Below are 17,656 nucleotides of genomic sequence, written 5' to 3' on the forward strand. Positions count from 1 at the left end.
CAGGATATCAGGATCGCCACCGCGCCGCCGCCGCATCGTCGGTGGCGCGCGGCTCGACCCAGACGGCGTCGCCGCCGCGAACTTCCCGTTTCCAGAATGGCGCGTCGGTCTTCAAGCGATCGATCAGGTACGCGCACGCTTCCAATGCCGCACCGCGATGCGCCGCCGCCGTCGCCACGAACACGATCCGTTCGCCCGGCCTCATCGGCCCGACGCGGTGAACGACCGTCGCCTCGCTCAAAGACCAGCGCGCGATTGCCTCCTCCGCCAGCCGATGCAGCGCTGTCTCGGTCGCGCCGGGATAATGTTCCAACTCCAGCGTGCCGACGCCGTCATCGGCACGGACCAGTCCCGTGAAGGTCGCGACCGCGCCGACGCCATTCTCGACGCGCGTCATCTCCGCAGCGACGTCGATCGGATCGGGCGAGACGAGGATGCGGATCGTCATCCGCCCGTCACCGGCGGGAAGATCGCCACTTCCTTGGCATCCGCGACCGGCGCATCCAGCGACACGAACGCCTGATCCACCGCCGCGCGCAACCGTTCCCGGTCGGCGAACGCGCTGGCGTGACCCTCGCTCCGTGCGGCGAGCCAGTCGATCAGGCCGGCGACGGTCGTGACGTCGACCGGCGGCGTCACCTCTTCCTCGCCCACGCCCACGGCCTCGCGGACCCAGGCGAAATACAGCACGCGCATCCCGCTCAATCCATATGCTTCAGGCCGACGCGCAGATAGTCCCAGCCGGTGATCGCGGTCAGCGCCGCCGCGCCCCAAAGGCTGGCGAGCCCGACGACCTTGATCCACTCCGCCTGCGGCAGCGCGCCGGCCAGGATCAGCGCGCCGAGCGACACGAGCTGCAGCGTCGTCTTCCATTTGGCGAGGCGAGACACCGGCATCGACACGTGCAGCGGCGCAAGGAATTCACGAAGCCCCGACACCGCGATCTCGCGCAGCAGGATGATGAGCGCGGCGACGATGCTGAACCCCTCGATATCGCGGGTCGCGACCAGCATCAGGATGACGGCGGCGACCATGATCTTGTCGGCGATCGGATCGAGGAAGACGCCCAGCCGCGACACCGCCCCGTTGCTGCGGGCCAGATAGCCGTCGAAATAATCGGTGATGCCCATCAGGCAATACAGCGCGAACGCCAGCGCATAGCCCGCCGGCCAGTGCGGCCACCACAGCAGCCCGACCAGCAGCGGGACCGCGACGATCCGCGACAGGGTCAGCAGGTTGGGCAAGGTCAGCATCGCCGGCGACTCCTAACCCCCTGCCACGGAACCGCAACCGGATTGAGCATGGCGCGGGCCTTCCCGCTCGGCTAAGTGCCGGTCGTTCGTCAACGACCGAGGCCGGCGTCCGTCATGATAAATGCCCTGGGGCTGTTGAAGCAACGCCGCTTCCTGCCCCTGTTCACCACCCAGTTTCTCGGCGCGTTCAACGACAACCTGTTCAAGACGTCGATGGTGCTGTTCGCGACCTACGCGATCTTCAACGACGCCAGGCAAGAGGCTAATTTCAACGCGCTGGCGACGGGGATCGCGATCCTGCCCTTCTTCCTGCTGTCGGCATTGGCGGGTCAGCTCGCCGACAGTCACGACAAGGCGAAGATCATCCGGCTGGTGAAATCGGCGGAGATCGGGATCATGGCGTTCGGAGCCGCGGGTCTCGTGCTGGCGCGGGCCGGGCATACCAATCTCGGCGTCGGGCTGATGCTGTTCGCGGTGCTGTTGCTGGGAACGCATTCGACGTTCTTCGGGCCGATCAAATACGCGATCCTGCCGCAGCATCTGCCGCCGTGCGACGTACTGGGCGGCACCGGGCTGGTCGAGGCGGGGACGTATCTCGCGATCCTGCTCGGCACCGTGGTCGCGGGCTGGATCTCGATCGACGGCGCGGCGGCGCTGGTATTGGTGATCGCCGTCGTCGGCTGGTTCGCGGGCCGTCAGGTCCCCCCCGCCCCGCGCGAGGGACCGCCGCTAAAGCTCAACTACAATCCGTTCACCGCATCGTGGCGGCTGATCTCCGCGACGATGCACATCCCGCGGCTGTTCCTGGCGATCTGCGCGATCAGCTTTTTCTGGACGATCGGATCGGTCCTCATCATCGTCTTTCCACCTCTGGTGAAGAACGTGCTGACCGCCGACGAACGCGTCGCCAGCGCCGTGATCGCGGTGTTCTCCGTCGGCGTCGCGATCGGCTCGGTCGTCATCAATTCGATGCTGAAGGGCAAGATTTCCGCGAAATACTCACCGGCTTCGGTGATCGCGATGGGTGCGCTGGTGTGCGTGTTCTCGTTCCTGTCGCGGAACTGGACGCCCGCTCCGGCCGGTCAGCTTTACGGCTGGGCCGGCTTCATCGCGCAACCGGGTTCGATCGCGGTGCTGGGGACGCTGCTGCTGATCGCGGTGACGGGCGGCATGTTCGTGGTGCCGCTCTATGCCTTCCTGACCACGACCGTCGAAAAGGACCAGACTGCGCGCACGGTGGCGGCGAACAACGTCGTCAATGCCGGCGCGATGACGATCGGCGCGTTTGCGGTCCTGTTCATCACCGGCCTCGGCGTGACGCCGGAGGACATGCTGTTTCTGGTGGCGGGCATGTGCCTGGTCTCCGCATGGATCGCGCAGAAGCTGCACCGCGCCTGCGACTGAGGTCCTAGAACAGGAACGTGTAGAAGCAGGTGAAGAAGGCACTGAAGCTGAGCACGAACAGCTTCCAGTCCTGATCCTCGCTGCGCGGGACGGGCACGGCGGCGACGCGCGGCAGCGTCTGGCGAAAGGGATGCCTTGCGGCTTCGTTGGTCAGGACAAGGCGTCGTTTCATGGCGCGGATGTTAACGCGCCGTTTACGAATTGGACCAGCGGCGAAAAGCGTTAACTGGCGACCGTCCGATGTTGGGACGATCGTCGTGGGGAGCCGCGCACCGGGTCGGACACCGTGCCCCCGCTATCGCAGGAACACGGTGTCCGGAAATATCACGGTCGGAGGAAGACGATCAGCGCGCCGCCACCTGCAGGCCGGGCTTGCGCAGCCACTGGGCTACCGCATCGCCCGCGGACCGGCGGACGAAACAGGCACCGCCCCGCGCACGGTATTTTGTGCAGAGAGCGACCGCGTGGGTACGGTCGAACCCGCCGATCGACAAGCGATAGAAGTCGCTGCCGCCGGTCTTGAACGTCATCCCCTGCGGCGTATGGCCCGCCAGTGCGGCGAAGCGGCGGGTCATCCGGCCCCACGCGTCGCGCGCCACGCCGGGCGCACCGAAAGCACCGAGCTGCACATGCCAGTCGCCCGACCCTGCGGTCGGCGCGGCGGCCGCACGCTGGCGCAGGATCGCCGCGAACGACACCTTGGCCGGCGTCCTGTCCGCCGCGATCAGCATCGTCGGCGCCGCGGGAAGCGGCTGCACCACCTCCTTGCGGGGCCCGAAGACGACCGGCGCGAGCAGCGGGGCGGGCAGCGGCTCGGCCGCCGGCACGATCGCCACGACCTTCTCCACCGCCTCTGCCTCCGACACCGATCCCTCGGGAACGGCAGCCGTCATCGGCGGTGCGGCGGACAGCGCCAGCGGGACGGGCTGGCCGCTATCGGCGACGGGATTCACGCCCAGCAACGTCGCGACCTGATCGGACGCGGCGGCAGGCTGCGCGAAGCTGGCCCATTCCTGCATCCGGCGATCGACATCCGCGGGGGACAGATCGGCGGCGGCGGCGGCGCGCGCCATCGTCCAGTCGCCGGCCAGCGCCAGCGCGAGGGCGAGATTCTGCCGCACCGTCGCGGTCGCGCCCGGAATACGGGCGGCCTGCGTCAACAGGGTGACGCCCCCCGTCGGATCGCCGGCCAGCGCAGTCGCCAGTCCGCGATCCGCCAACGCGATATGATCGGCATGATCGGCCAGCGTCGTCCGCGCCGTCGCGAAATCCCCCGTGGCGATCTGCATAAGTGCGAGGTTCAGGGCTGTCGCGCCATCGTCCGATGAGAGCGACAGGGCGTCGGCATAGGCCGCACGGGCCGACTGGAAGCGCCCTCCCTGAACATAGCTTCTGGCGAGCAGCACGCGATATCCCGCGACGGACGGCGCGGCGGCCACTGCGGCCTCCGCCTCGTCGATCGCAGCGGCGGGGCGATGCTTGTCGAGCGCCTTGCCCGCCTTGCGCGCGTGATCCGCGGGGCTGCCCTTGGCGGCGTCGCCACCGGTCGCGCTGCCGGCCAGCACGGTGCCGAGCGCCAGCGCCGACAGGCCAAGCGACAACAAGCTATGGGTCTTCATGTCATCGACTCCGGATCAGGCGGTGCGGCGGGCCCTGGGTGCGGGCAGCTGTTCGATCAGCGCCTCCACCTCGGGCATCGTATTGAGAAAGGCGTCGAGCGCATCGGCGACCAGCGCCTGCGCGGAACGGTTCGCGACCGCACTCGCCAGCCGCAAGCGCAGGTGACGCTCGGCGTCGAGGCGCAGCGTGAAGGCCGCTTTGCCGCGCCGGGTCTGGACCGCGCTGTCGCGGCCGATCCGCGCGGCGGTGGCGGACGACACGGGCTTGATCTCCAGCCGCTCGCGCAGGGTGGCGCGTTCGGTCAGCACCGGCGGCGTCGGGACCGGCAGCGTCGGGACCGGCAGCGCCTCGGCCACGACAGGGACGGACGAAGCCTCGCCACCCATGTCGTTCCAGCCGAGATCGTCGGCGCCGATCGCCGTCGCCGGTTGCGCCTGCGACAGCGCGAACGCCTGATTGCGCATCGCCGGCCGGGCCTGACCCTTGCGGGCGAGCAGTTGCGAAGAAAGGGAGGCGAGCGGCTTCATGCGCGTCACCCCACCACGCGACGGCCGAAGCCGGCCGCCGGCGCACGCTGGCCGAATCCGGCGGTGCCGGGCACCGCGAACACCGTGCGGCGGAAATTCTTTTCGAGGCGATCGGACACGTAGGTCCACAGCGCCTCGACCTCCGCCGCCGACTTGCCGTTCGGATCGGTTTCCATGACGGTCCGGCCGTCGATCATAGATGCCGCGAAATCGGTGCGCTGATGGATCGTGATCGGCGCGACAGTGCCGTGCTGCGACAGCGCGACCGCCGCCTCCGACGTGATCCGTGCTTTCGGCGTGGCGGCGTTGACGACGAAGACCAGCGGCTTGCCGGCCCGGTCGCAGATGTCGACGGTGGCCCCGACGGCGCGCAGGTCGTGCGGGCTGGGACGGGTGGGCACCAGCACCAGCTCGGCGACCTGGATGACGCTCTGGATCGCGACCGTGATCGCCGGTGGCGTGTCGATCATCGCCAGCTTGAAGCCCTGCTGGCGCAACACCTCCAGATCGGCGGCGAGCCGAGCGACGGTGGTCTGCGCGAAGGCGGGATATTCCGCCTCCCGCTCGTTCCACCATTCGGACAGCGACCCTTGTGGATCGATATCGATCAGTACGACCGGTCCTGCGCCGGCGCGTTGCGCCTGCACGGCGAGATGGCCGGACAAGGTGGTCTTGCCCGATCCGCCCTTTTGCGATGCCAACGCGAGAACGCGCATAGTTCCCCGACACTCCTGTAAGTCGATCGTCGGAGTGACACGCGCGTCCCTAATAACTCGTTAAATCTCTCGCTTTAGAAAGGCTGTCGACGAACAACGCCGGTAAACGCGCTCTTGACCGGGATTGCGCCTCGCCGGGGCTGGAGGAACGGATGATGAAGACACTGCTGCCGCTGGCCCTGTTTGCACTGGCCGTTACCCCGGCGGGTGCCGATGTGAAGGCCGGCGTCGATGCGTGGGGGCGCGGCGACTATACGCGCGCGGTGCAGGAATGGCGCGGACCGGCGATCCAGGGCGATCCCGACGCGCAGTTCAACCTCGCACAGGCGTACAAGCTGGGCCGCGGCGTATCCGTCGATCCGGCGCAGGCGGAAAGCTGGTTCCGCAAGGCCGCCGATCAGGGCCATCAACAGGCGCAGGACAATTACGGCCTCGCACTGTTCCAGTCTGGCCATAAGGAACTGGCCGCGCCGTGGCTGTTCAAATCCGCCGACCGCGGCGAGGCGCGTGCGCAGCTCGTACTGGGCACGATGCTGTTCAACGGCGACGGCGTGCCCCGCGACTATCCGCGCGCCTATGCCCTGATGACGCGCGCGTCGCAGGCGGGCTTGCAGTCGGCGGGTACCACATTGGCGCAGATGGACCAGTATATCTCCGCCGAGGACCGCCAGCGCGGCATGACGCTGGCACAGGAATATGCGGCGGGCTCGGTAGCGCCGAACCTGCCAGGCGTCGCGGTCAAGCCGGTGAAGACGGTGAAGACGGAGAAGGTGGCGTCGGCGGTGAAGCCCGTCGCGATCCCGCCCTCCGTGCTGCGCGAGCCGGCTCCGCGCTCCGAGCCGAAGATCGCCGCCAAACCGGTGGCGAAGACGGGCGCATGGCGGGTGCAACTCGGCGCCTTTCGCGACCGCGGCAACGCGGAGGGGCTATGGGCACAAATGCGCGGCAAGCTCGGCGGCGCCGGACCGGCCTATGTCACCGGTGGTGGCGTGACCCGGTTGCAGGCGACCGGCTTCGCCGACAAGGCGGAGGCCCAGCGCGCGTGCAAGACCGTCGCCGCGTCGTGCGTGGTGGTCGCGCCGTAGCGTTCTCGGCGGGCGAACTATTCGCTCCCCTCCCCTTCAGGGGAGGGGCTGGGGGTGGCCTGAAGGGGAGGGATTGTAAGATTTGCTCTACACCCCCACCCACTCCGCCCGCGCGATACCCTGCGCATACAGCAACGCCGTCAGGTCGCCGCTCTCCACCCGCGCCCCCGCCGCCGCTGCGACGATCGGCTTCGCGCGATAGGCGACGCCCAGCCCCGCCGCGCGGATCATCGGCAGGTCGTTGGCACCGTCGCCGACTGCCAGCGTCTCCGTGGGCGAGAGGCCGAGCCGCACGACCTCCGCCGCCAGCGTCGCCTCCTTCGTGCCCGCGTCGACGATCGGCTTCGCGACCGCGCCGGTCAGCATGCCATTCGCGACCAGCAGGACGTTCGCGATCGCCCGGTGGAAGCCGATCTCTGCCGCGACGGGCTCGGCGAAGCGCGTGAAACCGCCCGACACCAGCACGCAGGTCGCACCCCGCGCCCGCATCGTCTGCACCAGCGGCTTCGCGCCCGGCATGATCCGCACGCGTTCGGCGAGACACCGGGCGATCACCGCCTCGTCCAGCCCTGCGAGCAACGCCACGCGGGCGTCCAGCGCCCCCGCGAAGTCCAGTTCGCCGCGCATGGCCGCCTCCGTCACGGCGGAGACCTCGGCCTTGATCCCGGCATAGTCGGCCAGTTCGTCGATGCACTCGACGGTAATCATCGTCGAATCCATGTCGGCGATCAGCAGCCGCTTTTCGCGCCCAGTCGCCGGCTGCACGATCGCATCGACGCCGGGCAGCAATGCTTCCAGCACCGCCCTGCCCGCCTCCGGCTCGGCGGAGAAGACCAGATCGGCGGCCACGCCCTCGTCCAGCCATGTCGACGCACCCGGCGCGCAGCCCGCATCGCGCAAGGCATCGAGCGCGACCGATACGTCTCCCGCGTGGAGCGTCTCTGCTGCTATCAGCGTCGCCATGAACATCGTCGATCTCCCACCGGCGGCTGAGCGGCCAAGGCTGGCGCTCATCGCAGGGCCGACCGCCAGCGGCAAGTCCGCCGCCGCGATCGCACTGGCGGAGCGCGCGAACGGCGTGGTCGTCAACGCCGACGCCAGCCAGGTCTATGCCGACCTCCGCATCCTCAGCGCACGACCATCGCCAGAGGACGAGGCGCACGTGCCGCACGAACTGTTCGGCTACATCGACGGGGCGGAGAGCTGCTCCGCCGCGCGCTGGGCCGCGGATGCCGCATCCGCGATCGACGCGATCCACGCACGGGGGAAGCTGCCGGTGCTGGCCGGCGGCACCGGCCTCTATATCCGTACCCTGCTCGACGGGATCGCACCGGTGCCGGAAATCGACCCGGCGATCCGCGCCGGGGTCCGTGCCCTGTCCGTCGCGGCGGCGCACGCGCGGCTGGCGAAGCTCGACCCGGCCGCCGCCGCGCGGCTCGCACCCGCCGATACCACCCGAGTCGCACGGGCGCTGGAGGTCGTGCAGTCAACCGGACGGACGCTGTCGTCGTGGCAGGCGGAGCGAAGCGGCGGGATCGGCCATCGCGTCGATCTACAGCCGTTGATCCTGCTGCCCGACCGTACCGGACTGATCGCCCATTGCGATGCGCGACTGGTGACGATGTTCGACGATGGTGCGATCGAGGAAGTCGCCAGACTATTGGCACGCAACGATATTCCCGCCGACGCGCCCGTCCGCCGCGCGATCGGCGTGCCCGAGATCGCGGCGTTGCTGCACGGTGACCTCGCTCGGGACGAGGCGCTCGCCGCCGCGCAGATCGCCACGCGCCGCTATGCCAAGCGGCAATATACGTGGTTCCGGCACCAGCCCCCGACGCATTGGCCACGATCAGAAAGTTTCTCGACAGACACTATAAATGAAATATTCTGTCTTTCGGGTTGACGTGCAGGAAAGCGTCCTTTAGCGGGACGGCCACTCAATAGTTGGAGACGTGACGTGACCGAGCAAAGCGGAGCAGACATCCTCGTCGAGGCGCTGTGCGATCTCGGCGTGGAGGTCGTGTTCGGCTATCCGGGCGGTGCCGTCCTGCCGATCTACGACGCCCTGTTCCGCGCCAATGCGAACGGCGCACGGATCAGGCACATCCTCGTCCGGCACGAACAGGCGGCAACGCATGCGGCGGAGGGCTATGCCCGCTCCACCGGCAAACCCGGCGTCGTCCTCGTCACCTCCGGTCCGGGCGCGACCAACGCCGTCACCGGCATCACCGACGCGTTGATGGATTCGATCCCGATGGTCGTCATCACGGGTCAGGTCCCCACCGCGCTGATCGGCACCGACGCCTTTCAGGAGGCGGATACGGTCGGCATCACGCGCCACTGTTCCAAGCACAACTACCTGGTGAAGGACCCCGCCAGACTGGGCGGGATCATCCACGAGGCGTTCCATATCGCCACCAAGGGCCGGCCCGGCCCGGTCGTCGTCGACATCCCCAAGGACGTTCAGGTCGCAACCGCCAGCTATACGAAGCCCGGCGTGATCCAGCACAAGACCTATCGCCCGCAGGTGAAGGCGGACCGTGCCGCGATCGAACAGGTCGTCGACATGCTCGCCGCGGCGGAACGGCCGATCCTGTACACCGGCGGCGGCATCATCAATTCGGGCCCGGCGGCGTCGCAGCTGCTGGCCGAACTCGCGCGGCTGACCGGTGCGCCGGTGACGTCGACGCTGATGGGCCTCGGCTGCTTCCCCGCCTCGTCGCCGCAGTTCCTCGGCATGCTCGGCATGCACGGGACGTACGAGGCGAACATGGCGATGAACCAGGCCGATCTGGTCGTCGCGATCGGCGCGCGGTTCGACGATCGCGTGACCGGGCGGCTGGACGCGTTCAGCCCGAACAGCCGCAAGGTCCATATCGACATCGACCGCTCGTCGATCAACAAGACGGTCCGGATCGACCTGCCGATCGTCGCCGATGCCGGCCACGCGATGGAGGACATGGTCCGCATCTGGAAAAGCCGTCAGCATCCCAGGCCCGACACGCGCGACTGGTGGCACCGTATCGCCGAGTGGCGCGCGGTCGCCTGCCTGTCGTTCCCGGAGGTCGGCAACGACATCATGCCGCAACGCGCGATCCGCGCCTTGTGGGAGGCGACCCACGCCCGCCAGCCGATCATCACGACGGAGGTCGGCCAGCATCAGATGTGGGCCGCGCAGCATTTCGGGTTCGAACTGCCGAACAAATGGCTGACGTCGGGCGGGCTGGGCACGATGGGCTATGGCCTGCCCGCCGCGATCGGTGCGCAGCTCGGCAATCCGAATGCGCTGGTCATCGACATCGCCGGCGAAGCGTCGATCCAGATGAACATCCAGGAACTGGCGACGGCGACTCAGTACCGCCTGCCGGTCAAGATCTTCATCCTGAACAACCAGTATATGGGCATGGTCCGCCAGTGGCAGGAACTGACCTATTCCTCGCGCTACGCCGAGAGCTATTCGGAATCGCTGCCCGACTTCGTGAAGCTGGGCGAGGCGTACGGGTGGAAGGGCATCCGCATCGAAACGCGCGACCAGCTCGATGCCGGGATCGCCGACATGCTGGCCTATGACGGGCCGGTGATCGTCGACTGCATGGTGTCGCAGCTGACCAACTGCTTTCCGATGATCCCGTCTGGCGCGGCGCATACCGACATGATCCTGCAGGCGAACGAAGTGTCGGGCACGATGGACGACGAGGCCAAGGCGCTGGTCTGACCCCATTCGCCCTCCCTGACAGGAGGGGGCCGGGTAGAATGCGCGCGATACCGCGCCGCGCCTGCCCAGCCCTTCGTAGATTGCCCGGACGTCACCCACCCCCAGCCCCTCCCTGAAAAGGGAGGGGAGCGAGACGAAGATGCACATCAAGACCGAAGCCGCCGAACGCCATACGCTGGCCGTGATCGTGGACAACGAACCGGGCATCCTTGCCCGCATCGCCGGCCTGTTCACCGCGCGCGGCTATAATATCGAGAGCCTGACGGTGTCCGAGATCACTCAGGACAAGGGCGTCAGCCGCATCACGATCGTCACCAGCGCATCGCCGCCGGTGATGGAGCAGATCATGTCGCAGCTCGACCGGCTGGTGCCCGTCCACCGCGTCACCGACCTGACGGTGGCGGGCGAGCATGTCGAACGCGAACTCGCGCTCGTGAAGGTCGCCGGCATCGGCGACAAGCGGATCGAGGCGATGCGTCTTGCCGAAGTCTATCGCGGCCGGGTGGTCGATGCGACCACCTCCAGCTTCGTGTTCGAGGTGACGGGCGGGCGCGACAAGATCGACAAGTTCGTCGAGCTGATGGGCGAGGTCGGGCTGGTCGAAGTCGCCCGCACCGGCATCGTCGCCATCTCGCGCGGTCGCGAGGCCGCCTGACATCATTGACACCCCCGCGAAGTCGGGGACACACACGCCAAGGGGAATGAAGACATGCGTGTCTATTACGATCGCGACGCCGACCTGAACCTCGTCACCGACAAGAAGATCGCCATCGTCGGCTACGGATCGCAGGGCCATGCCCATGCGCAGAACCTGCGCGATTCCGGCGTGAAGGAGATCGCCATCGCCCTGCGCGAGGGCTCGGCCACCGCGAAGAAGGCGCAGGACGCAGGGTTCAAGGTGCTGTCCAACCGCGAGGCGGCCGGGTGGGCCGACATCGTCATGATCCTCGCCCCGGACGAGCATCAGGCGGCGATCTGGGACACCGATCTGAAGGGCCACATGAAGCCCGGCGCGGCGCTCGCCTTCGCGCACGGCCTGAACGTGCATTTCGGCCTGATCGAGCCGCCCGCGGACATCGACGTCATCATGATCGCGCCGAAGGGTCCCGGCCACACCGTGCGCAGCGAATACGTCAAGGGCGGCGGCGTGCCGTGCCTGATCGCGGTGCATCAGGACGCCAGCGGCAACGCGCATGACGTCGCGCTCGCCTATGCCTCGGGCGTCGGCGGCGGCCGTTCGGGCATCATCGAGACCAACTTCAAGGAAGAGTGCGAGACCGACCTGTTCGGCGAGCAGGCCGTGCTGTGCGGCGGCATCACCCACCTGATCCAGGCCGGGTTCGAGACGCTGGTCGACGCCGGCTATGCGCCCGAAATGGCGTATTTCGAGTGTCTGCACGAGACGAAGCTGATCGTCGATCTGCTGTACGAAGGCGGCATCGCCAACATGCGCTACTCGATCTCCAACACCGCCGAATATGGCGACATCGTCACCGGCCCGCGCATCATCACCGACGAGACGAAGGCGGAAATGAAGCGCGTGCTCGCCGACATCCAGTCGGGCCGCTTCGTCCAGAAGTTCGTGCTCGACAACCGCGCCGGGCAGCCCGAGCTGAAGGCTTCACGCAAGCAGGCCGCGGCGCACCCGATCGAAAAGGTCGGCAGCGAGCTTCGCGCGATGATGCCGTGGATCGGGGCGAACAAGCTGGTCGACAAGGCCCGCAACTAAAGAACCAGGGCATCGCCACCGTTGACCGGCCGCTCCCCGTCATGCCGGGGGAGCGGCCGGCAGGTCAGTCGCGGTCGCGCTGCATTTTCGTGATCCGCCCCGAATGCGGATGAACGTGAAAGTCATACCGGGTGCCCTCGACGCGGGCGTGAAACCCTCCGTTGCCACATTGCCCCTTTGACAAGCGTGACGACGACCCGCACCTCCTGTGGGATCAACAGGAGGAATTTCCATGCGTTTCGCTCTTCCAGCCGCCGCCCTGCCGGTCGCGGCGCTGATCGCCATCGCCGCACCCGTCATCGCGCAGGGTCTGCCCGGCACCGCCAACAAGGCGCTGGTCACCGCCGGCACCTATCAGGTCGATCCGAACCACACGCAGGTGACGTGGACCGTCAACCACATGGGCTTCTCGATGCTGTCGGGCCAGTTCGGTGCCGGTTCGGGCAGCATCACCGTCGATCCGGCCAAGCCCGCCGCGACCAAGGTCGACGTGACGTTCCCGGTGGATCAGTTGTCGACCACCGCAGCGCGCTTCACCGAGCATCTGAAGTCGAAGGATTTCTTCGACGTCGCCACCAACCCGACCGCCCGCTTCGTCTCGACGGCCGTGACGCCGACCGCGAACGGTGCGACGATGACCGGCAACCTGACGCTGAAGGGCGTGACCAAGCCGGTGACGTTGCAGGTGCATTTCGTCGGCGCGGGCAACAACCCGATGAGCAAGAAGCTGAACTTCGGGTTTCACGCCACCGGTACGATCAACCGCAGCGATTTCGGTCTCGGCTATGCCGTACCGGCCGTGTCGGACAAGGTCGACCTGACGATCAACGCCGCCTTCTCGGCGTCGTGACCGACTGCGGGCGGCGTCCCATGACGCCGCCCGCCCTTATGCCGCGGGTTCTTACGCCGCCCGCCCTTACGCAGAACGTCGGGTCGCGATCAGGCCGGTGAACGTCGCGCGCAGGCTGTCATTGGCCCCCGCCAGCAGCCGTGCGACCTTCGCGTCGAACGTATCCGCCTCGTCGGTCGGCAGGCGATAGGCCATCGACCAGCTGCCGAATTCGCGCACCGCGACCGTGCGGTCGGACAGGATGACGACGGCGTGGTGTCGCGGGTCCTGACGGATGCGCTCGAACGTCTCGGCGACCTGTTCCTCGTCGCCTTCCAGCACCTGCAGGAAGCGCGTGCCGTCGGTGTAGAGCAGGCCGGTGACGCCGGCCGCGTCGTTGTTGCGGCGGGAGGTCATCAGGATGTTGCCGACGCTGACCTCCTTCACCTGCGGGGGTCGGGAACTGACGTAGAGAAGCTGGCGCAAACGGATTTCCCCTGATTCGCGGAGGTTCGTACCGCCCCGGCCCGCGATCTTCGCTCACCTGCATCAGCCGCCGGCGCTTTCCCGCGCTGGACAATCGGCCGCCGCCGCGTCACAGGATGCGTCATGCCGGCCATCCGCCTCGACCCGCGACTTATCCGCCCCTAGGGGCGCGACCACGGCCAGCGCACCTGGGGGACGATCAAGGCCACCTTCCCCTTCTCGCCGAAAGGCCATGTCATGTTGCGCAATCCGTCCGAAAAATACCGCCCGTTCCCGCCGATCGCCCTGCCCGACCGGCAATGGCCGTCGCGCACGATCACGCAGGCACCGCGCTGGCTGTCGACCGACCTTCGCGACGGCAATCAGGCGCTGATCGATCCGATGGACGCGGAGAAGAAGACGCGGCTGTTCGACCTGCTGGTGAAGGTCGGCCTGAAGGAGATCGAGGTCGGCTTCCCCAGCGCGGGTGCGACCGAATTCGACTTCATCTCCGGGCTGGTGCGCGACGGTCGCATCCCCGACGACGTTCACATCCAGGTGCTGACCCAATCGCGCCGCGACCTGATCGAAACCAGCTTCAGGAGCCTCGACGGCGCGAGGCAGGCGATCGTCCACCTCTACAACGCGGTCAGCCCGGCGTGGCGCAAGATCGTGTTCGGCATGACGCGGGACGAGGTGAAGGCGATCGCGGTCGCGGGTGCCAAGGTGCTGCGCGACGAGGCGGCGAAGCGGCCCGACACCGCATGGCAGTTCGAATATTCGCCGGAAACCTTCTCCACCGCCGAACTCGATTTCTCGGTCGAGGTTTGCGAGGCGGTGATGGACGTGCTGCAACCGACGCCGGACCGGCCGATCATCTTCAACCTGCCCGCGACGGTCGAATGCGCGACGCCCAACGTCTATGCCGACCAGATCGAATGGTTCGGCCGCAACATCCGCAATCGCGATGCGGTCGTGATCTCGCTCCACACCCACAACGATCGCGGCACCGGCGTCGCGGCGGCGGAACTGGGGATGATGGCGGGGGCCGACCGCGTCGAGGGATGCCTGCTCGGCAATGGCGAGCGGACCGGCAATTGTGACCTCGTGACCGTCGCGTTGAACATGTACACGCAAGGGGTCGATCCGAAGCTGGACCTGTCGGACATCGACGCGGTCGTGAACACGATCAACTATTGCACCAATCTGCCCGTGCATCCGCGCACGCCCTATGCCGGTGATCTGGTGTTCACCGCCTTCTCCGGCTCGCATCAGGATGCGATCAAGAAGGGGTTCGTGGCGCAGCAGGCACGCAACGACGGATTGTGGGAAGTCCCCTATCTGCCGATCGATCCGGCCGATCTCGGCCGCAGCTACGAAGCGGTGATTCGCGTCAACTCGCAATCCGGCAAGGGCGGCGTCGCCTGGGTGATCGAACAGGACAAGGGCCTGAAGCTGCCCAAGCGGTTGCAGGCGGATTTCAGCCGCCATGTGCAGGCGCTCGCCGACGAAACCAGCCGCGAACTGGGCGCGGCGGATATCTGGGGCCGGTTCGAGGCGACGTATCTGCCACGCGAGGGCGACCGCTTCGTCCTGCGCGATTACGAGGAGAGCGGCGCGGCCGGACAACGTCTGTTCGTCGGCCGGGTCGCGGTCGATGGCGAGGAGCGATCGATCTCCGGCCGGGGCAACGGGCTGATCTCCGGTGTGATCGCCGCATTGGGGGATACGACCGGACCGACGCTCGACGTGGTCGATTATTCCGAACACGCGATCGGCCATGGTGCGGATGCGCAGGCCGCCGCCTATGTCGAATGTCGCACCGATGACGGGCGGACGGTGTTCGGCGTCGGGCTCGACACCGACATCGCCACCGCCAGCGTCCGGGCGGTGCTCAGCGCGGCGAACCGGGTCTAGCGCGGGTCCGTCGGCGCATCCCGGCGATGACGGACGATCTCACACCCGATCGCGGCATCGGGGTAGACGTCCGTCTTCGACGTCCGCACCCGCACGCTACGGACCCGTCCATCGCGCAGGCACAGCGAAGCGATCTCGTCGCACAGCGTCTCCTGAAGCGAGAACCGGCGCTCCGCCGCGAGCGTCAGGATACCGGCCCGCACGAAATCATAATCCAGCACCTCCCCGATCGAATCGACTCTGGGCGGCCGATCATAGGCGACGGTCATCTCCACGGTGACGCGCACCGGCTGCGGCTCGACTTCGTGCGGGTGAATGCCCAGCCGGATCATCACCGCCAGCCCGTCGAGGATCGTGGTGTAATCAGCCATCGTGGCGCTCGAACATCACGTCGCGCTCGAACATCACGTCGCGGTCGCGTTTCAGGAACCGCTGGCCGCAATCCACGAACAGGTTCTGGCCGGTGACGCTTCGCGCCCCGATCAGGTACGTCACCGCCTCGACGATCGCCTCGGCCCCGACGGGCCGACGAAGCAGGTTGGCGCGTGCGACACGGTCGAATTCGGCATCGCTCTGGTCGCCGCTCTTCAGCGTCAGGCCGGGCGACACGGCGTTGACGCGGATGCGCGGCGCGAACGCCTGCGCCATCATCTCCGTCGCCCCCGCCAGCGCGAGCTTGGCGCAGCTGTAGGAGAAGAAATCGGGATTCGGATTGGCCAGCTTCTGGTCGAGCAGATTGACGACGACGCCGTCGTCCAGATCCCCCTGCCCCGCCAGCGCGGACGCGAGCAGCGCCGGCGCGGTACAGTTGATCGCATAGAGGCGCGCCGCCAACGCCACGTCGATCGCCTCCGGCCGGTCGAACTCGAACGCGGAGGCACTGTTGACGACGCCGTGGATCGCGCCGCCGGCGGCGTCGCGCGCGCGGTCGAACAGCGCGGGGATCATCGGCGTCTCGGCCAGATCGCCCTGTACGGTCGTCCCGCCGATCTCATCCGCCAGTCGCTCGGCCGCGTCGCGGGACCCGCCGTAATGGATCACGATATGATGCCCGGCGATGGCCAGTCCGCGCGCGATCGCCGCGCCGAGTCGCTTCGCGCCGCCGGTGACGAGGATCGTCCGCGCCGCCGTCACCCCTGCTGCCCCATCAACGCCAGCACCTCCTTGCGGCTGCGATCGTCGTCGCGGAACACGCCCATCATCCGGCTGGTGACCATCGCCACGCCCGGCGTCCGCACGCCGCGCGCCGTCATACAGGCATGGCTCGCCTCGATCACCACCGCGACGCCCAGTGGCTTCAGGTGGTTCCAGATACAGTCCGCGACCTCCGCCGTCAGCCGCTCCTGCACCTGCAACCGGCGCGCGAAGCCGTGCAGGACGCGCGCCAGCTTGGAGATACCGACAACATGGTCGCGCGGCAGATAGGCGATGTGCGCGCGGCCTATGATTGGGGCCATGTGATGCTCGCAATGCGACTGAAACGGAATGTCCTTCAGCAGCACGATCTCGTCATAGCCGCCGACTTCCTCGAAGATGCGCGACAGGTGGATCGACGGGTCCTCGCCATAACCCGCGCAATATTCCCGCCACGCCCGCGCGACACGGCGCGGCGTGTCGACCAGCCCCTCGCGCGTGGGATCGTCTCCCGCCCATGCGATCAACGTCCGCACCGCCTCCGCGACGTGCGGAGGAACGGCGATCTTTCCGTCGCTTCCGATCAGGTCGCCGTCTTCCGGGCTGGCTTCGGTGACAGGTTCGGACATTCCACTCTCCCCGCAACCAACCCGGCCATCCGGCGGTTGGCGCTCGATAATCAGACGATCACAACAGGAGAACAGCGATGGCCGATCTGAAGAAGGGCGACAAGGTGACGTGGAACTCGCACGGTGGAACCGCTCACGGCACCGTCGAGAAAAAGCAGACCACCGATACCAAGATCAAGGGTCATCAGGTCCGCGCGTCGAAGGACGATCCCCAATTTATCGTAGAGAGTGACAACGGCGGCAAGGCGGCGCACAAGGAGGGCACGCTCAAAAAGGCGTGAGTCCGGTCAAGCGGGCTCTTTGAGGATCAACAGGAAGGACGATCATGGCCACTGCCAAGCAGGAAGCCGGCGCCAAGAAGGCCGCCACGAAGCAGACCAACTCGGGTACCGGCATTCACGCCCCCGTGCAGCCGTCGCCGGAGCTCGGTGCGGTGGTCGGCAACGACAGGCTGCCCCGCAGCGAAGTCATCAGCAAGGTTTGGGCATACATCAAGTCCAACGACCTCCAGAATCCCGAGAACAAGCGCGAGATCCTGGCCGACGAGAACCTGAAGAAGGTGTTCGGAAAGGACAAGGTGACGATGTTCGAGATGAACAAGTACATCTCGGCACACGTCAAGGCATAGGCGAA

The 17,656-nt window shown here is 67.3% G+C and carries 22 protein-coding genes; 10 read left to right on the plus strand and 12 right to left on the minus strand.

Features of this window, described 5'->3' with window-relative positions; translation table 11 throughout:
* Window positions 1-7 precede the first annotated feature (7 nt).
* Genes ASG07_RS09950 through pgsA form a run of 3 tightly spaced genes read right to left on the minus strand, consistent with a single transcriptional unit; the run spans window position 8 to window position 1,253 of the window.
* The gene (locus ASG07_RS09950; protein WP_055845368.1) at window positions 8-448 is read right to left on the minus strand and encodes a molybdenum cofactor biosynthesis protein MoaE; all 441 of its coding nucleotides are present in this window, start codon (window positions 446-448) and stop codon (window positions 8-10) included.
* A complete protein-coding gene (moaD, locus tag ASG07_RS09955) occupies window positions 445-696 on the minus strand; it encodes a molybdopterin converting factor subunit 1 (protein ID WP_055845371.1) in 252 nt (83 codons plus the stop codon). The genes ASG07_RS09950 and moaD overlap by 4 nt, the downstream gene beginning before the upstream one ends.
* A gap of 5 nt (window positions 697-701) precedes the next feature.
* Entirely contained in the window at window positions 702-1,253 is a 552-nt protein-coding gene (gene pgsA, locus ASG07_RS09960; RefSeq protein WP_055845376.1) for a CDP-diacylglycerol--glycerol-3-phosphate 3-phosphatidyltransferase, read from the minus strand.
* A 114-nt stretch (window positions 1,254-1,367) separates the two neighbouring features.
* Here pgsA and ASG07_RS09965 point away from each other — a divergent pair, with 114 nt between their 5' ends.
* Entirely contained in the window at window positions 1,368-2,657 is a 1,290-nt protein-coding gene (locus tag ASG07_RS09965) for an MFS transporter (protein WP_055845380.1), read from the plus strand.
* Between the two features lie 4 nt (window positions 2,658-2,661).
* On the opposite strand, the gene ASG07_RS17490 is transcribed toward ASG07_RS09965, so the two are convergent.
* From ASG07_RS17490 to ASG07_RS09980, 4 genes are all read right to left on the minus strand, one after another.
* On the minus strand, window positions 2,662-2,829 hold the full coding sequence (locus ASG07_RS17490) for a hypothetical protein (protein ID WP_168377334.1): 168 nt from the start codon (window positions 2,827-2,829) through the stop codon (window positions 2,662-2,664).
* A 172-nt stretch (window positions 2,830-3,001) separates the two neighbouring features.
* Window positions 3,002-4,276, minus strand: a complete 1,275-nt coding sequence (locus ASG07_RS09970) for an SPOR domain-containing protein (RefSeq protein ID WP_055845383.1) — start codon at window positions 4,274-4,276, stop codon at window positions 3,002-3,004.
* 15 nt (window positions 4,277-4,291) lie between these two features.
* On the minus strand, window positions 4,292-4,813 hold the full coding sequence (locus ASG07_RS09975) for a hypothetical protein (protein ID WP_168377335.1): 522 nt from the start codon (window positions 4,811-4,813) through the stop codon (window positions 4,292-4,294).
* Complete coding sequence (locus ASG07_RS09980) at window positions 4,810-5,520, minus strand: ParA family protein (protein WP_055845389.1); 711 nt, start codon at window positions 5,518-5,520, stop codon at window positions 4,810-4,812. The genes ASG07_RS09975 and ASG07_RS09980 overlap by 4 nt, the downstream gene beginning before the upstream one ends.
* Window positions 5,521-5,675: 155 nt before the next feature.
* On the opposite strand from ASG07_RS09980, the gene ASG07_RS09985 reads away from it, so the two are divergent.
* Window positions 5,676-6,605: an SPOR domain-containing protein gene (locus ASG07_RS09985; protein ID WP_055846094.1), complete on the plus strand. Its 930-nt coding sequence runs from the start codon at window positions 5,676-5,678 to the stop codon at window positions 6,603-6,605.
* Between the two features lie 87 nt (window positions 6,606-6,692).
* Here ASG07_RS09985 and serB read toward each other — a convergent pair whose 3' ends face one another.
* A complete protein-coding gene (serB, locus tag ASG07_RS09990; RefSeq protein WP_055846097.1) occupies window positions 6,693-7,574 on the minus strand; it encodes a phosphoserine phosphatase SerB in 882 nt (293 codons plus the stop codon).
* On the opposite strand from serB, the gene miaA reads away from it, so the two are divergent.
* The 5 genes from miaA to ASG07_RS10015 all read left to right on the plus strand — a co-directional run bounded on the left by miaA (window position 7,567) and on the right by ASG07_RS10015 (window position 12,899).
* Entirely contained in the window at window positions 7,567-8,508 is a 942-nt protein-coding gene (miaA, locus tag ASG07_RS09995) for a tRNA (adenosine(37)-N6)-dimethylallyltransferase MiaA (RefSeq protein WP_055846099.1), read from the plus strand. The two genes, serB and miaA, sit on opposite strands and share 8 nt — an antisense overlap.
* A 54-nt stretch (window positions 8,509-8,562) precedes the next feature.
* Window positions 8,563-10,320 carry a biosynthetic-type acetolactate synthase large subunit gene (ilvB, locus tag ASG07_RS10000; protein ID WP_055845393.1) on the plus strand — a complete coding sequence of 586 codons (1,758 nt, stop codon included), beginning with the start codon at window positions 8,563-8,565 and terminating at the stop codon, window positions 10,318-10,320.
* 139 nt (window positions 10,321-10,459) lie between these two features.
* Complete coding sequence (gene ilvN / locus ASG07_RS10005; protein WP_055845397.1) at window positions 10,460-10,975, plus strand: acetolactate synthase small subunit; 516 nt, start codon at window positions 10,460-10,462, stop codon at window positions 10,973-10,975.
* A gap of 54 nt (window positions 10,976-11,029) precedes the next feature.
* Window positions 11,030-12,049 (plus strand): ketol-acid reductoisomerase, encoded by a 1,020-nt coding sequence (gene ilvC / locus ASG07_RS10010; protein ID WP_055845401.1) that lies wholly within the window; start codon window positions 11,030-11,032, stop codon window positions 12,047-12,049.
* Window positions 12,050-12,281: 232 nt separating this feature from the next.
* On the plus strand, window positions 12,282-12,899 hold the full coding sequence (locus tag ASG07_RS10015; RefSeq protein ID WP_055845405.1) for a YceI family protein: 618 nt from the start codon (window positions 12,282-12,284) through the stop codon (window positions 12,897-12,899).
* Window positions 12,900-12,965: 66 nt separating this feature from the next.
* Here the strand turns inward: ASG07_RS10015 and ASG07_RS10020 are convergent, their stop codons facing one another.
* A complete protein-coding gene (locus tag ASG07_RS10020; protein ID WP_055845408.1) occupies window positions 12,966-13,364 on the minus strand; it encodes a BLUF domain-containing protein in 399 nt (132 codons plus the stop codon).
* A gap of 237 nt (window positions 13,365-13,601) precedes the next feature.
* Here ASG07_RS10020 and leuA point away from each other — a divergent pair, with 237 nt between their 5' ends.
* On the plus strand, window positions 13,602-15,260 hold the full coding sequence (gene leuA / locus ASG07_RS10025) for a 2-isopropylmalate synthase (RefSeq protein ID WP_055845413.1): 1,659 nt from the start codon (window positions 13,602-13,604) through the stop codon (window positions 15,258-15,260).
* Here the strand turns inward: leuA and ASG07_RS10030 are convergent.
* From ASG07_RS10030 to folE, 3 genes are read right to left on the minus strand one after another with little or no spacing between them, the layout of a single operon-like run.
* Window positions 15,257-15,631 (minus strand): dihydroneopterin aldolase, encoded by a 375-nt coding sequence (locus ASG07_RS10030; RefSeq protein ID WP_055845416.1) that lies wholly within the window; start codon window positions 15,629-15,631, stop codon window positions 15,257-15,259. The genes leuA and ASG07_RS10030 overlap by 4 nt on opposite strands.
* The gene (locus ASG07_RS10035; RefSeq protein WP_055845420.1) at window positions 15,624-16,394 is read right to left on the minus strand and encodes an SDR family oxidoreductase; all 771 of its coding nucleotides are present in this window, start codon (window positions 16,392-16,394) and stop codon (window positions 15,624-15,626) included. The genes ASG07_RS10030 and ASG07_RS10035 overlap by 8 nt, the downstream gene beginning before the upstream one ends.
* Window positions 16,391-17,023, minus strand: coding sequence for a GTP cyclohydrolase I FolE (gene folE / locus ASG07_RS10040; RefSeq protein ID WP_055845423.1), 633 nt, complete (start codon window positions 17,021-17,023; stop codon window positions 16,391-16,393). Before folE ends, ASG07_RS10035 begins: the two co-directional genes overlap by 4 nt.
* Before the next feature lie 77 nt (window positions 17,024-17,100).
* Here folE and ASG07_RS10045 point away from each other — a divergent pair, with 77 nt between their 5' ends.
* Both ASG07_RS10045 and ASG07_RS10050 read left to right on the plus strand, forming a co-directional pair.
* Complete coding sequence (locus ASG07_RS10045; protein ID WP_055845426.1) at window positions 17,101-17,304, plus strand: DUF2945 domain-containing protein; 204 nt, start codon at window positions 17,101-17,103, stop codon at window positions 17,302-17,304.
* A 44-nt stretch (window positions 17,305-17,348) separates the two neighbouring features.
* Entirely contained in the window at window positions 17,349-17,651 is a 303-nt protein-coding gene (locus ASG07_RS10050; RefSeq protein ID WP_082474710.1) for an SWIB/MDM2 domain-containing protein, read from the plus strand.
* Window positions 17,652-17,656 lie beyond the last annotated feature (5 nt).

The organism is Sphingomonas sp. Leaf343 (assembly GCF_001423765.1).
GTDB lineage: Bacteria > Pseudomonadota > Alphaproteobacteria > Sphingomonadales > Sphingomonadaceae > Sphingomonas.

Bases quoted from the DNA above. Each gene is read 5' to 3' on its own strand.
- ASG07_RS09980 (WP_055845389.1), bottom strand. From the start codon at position 5,520: ATGCGCGTTCTCGCGTTGGCATCGCAAAAGGGCGGATCGGGCAAGACC.
- ASG07_RS17490 (WP_168377334.1), bottom strand. From the start codon at position 2,829: ATGAAACGACGCCTTGTCCTGACCAACGAAGCCGCAAGGCATCCCTTT.
- folE (WP_055845423.1), bottom strand. From the start codon at position 17,023: ATGTCCGAACCTGTCACCGAAGCCAGCCCGGAAGACGGCGACCTGATC.
- serB (WP_055846097.1), bottom strand. From the start codon at position 7,574: ATGTTCATGGCGACGCTGATAGCAGCAGAGACGCTCCACGCGGGAGAC.
- ASG07_RS09985 (WP_055846094.1), top strand. From the start codon at position 5,676: ATGAAGACACTGCTGCCGCTGGCCCTGTTTGCACTGGCCGTTACCCCG.
- ASG07_RS10045 (WP_055845426.1), top strand. From the start codon at position 17,101: ATGGCCGATCTGAAGAAGGGCGACAAGGTGACGTGGAACTCGCACGGT.
- ASG07_RS10015 (WP_055845405.1), top strand. From the start codon at position 12,282: ATGCGTTTCGCTCTTCCAGCCGCCGCCCTGCCGGTCGCGGCGCTGATC.
- moaD (WP_055845371.1), bottom strand. From the start codon at position 696: ATGCGCGTGCTGTATTTCGCCTGGGTCCGCGAGGCCGTGGGCGTGGGC.
- miaA (WP_055846099.1), top strand. From the start codon at position 7,567: ATGAACATCGTCGATCTCCCACCGGCGGCTGAGCGGCCAAGGCTGGCG.
- ASG07_RS09950 (WP_055845368.1), bottom strand. From the start codon at position 448: ATGACGATCCGCATCCTCGTCTCGCCCGATCCGATCGACGTCGCTGCG.
- pgsA (WP_055845376.1), bottom strand. From the start codon at position 1,253: ATGCTGACCTTGCCCAACCTGCTGACCCTGTCGCGGATCGTCGCGGTC.
- ilvC (WP_055845401.1), top strand. From the start codon at position 11,030: ATGCGTGTCTATTACGATCGCGACGCCGACCTGAACCTCGTCACCGAC.
- ilvN (WP_055845397.1), top strand. From the start codon at position 10,460: ATGCACATCAAGACCGAAGCCGCCGAACGCCATACGCTGGCCGTGATC.
- ASG07_RS10030 (WP_055845416.1), bottom strand. From the start codon at position 15,631: ATGGCTGATTACACCACGATCCTCGACGGGCTGGCGGTGATGATCCGG.
- ASG07_RS09970 (WP_055845383.1), bottom strand. From the start codon at position 4,276: ATGAAGACCCATAGCTTGTTGTCGCTTGGCCTGTCGGCGCTGGCGCTC.
- ASG07_RS09965 (WP_055845380.1), top strand. From the start codon at position 1,368: ATGATAAATGCCCTGGGGCTGTTGAAGCAACGCCGCTTCCTGCCCCTG.
- leuA (WP_055845413.1), top strand. From the start codon at position 13,602: ATGTTGCGCAATCCGTCCGAAAAATACCGCCCGTTCCCGCCGATCGCC.
- ASG07_RS10050 (WP_082474710.1), top strand. From the start codon at position 17,349: ATGGCCACTGCCAAGCAGGAAGCCGGCGCCAAGAAGGCCGCCACGAAG.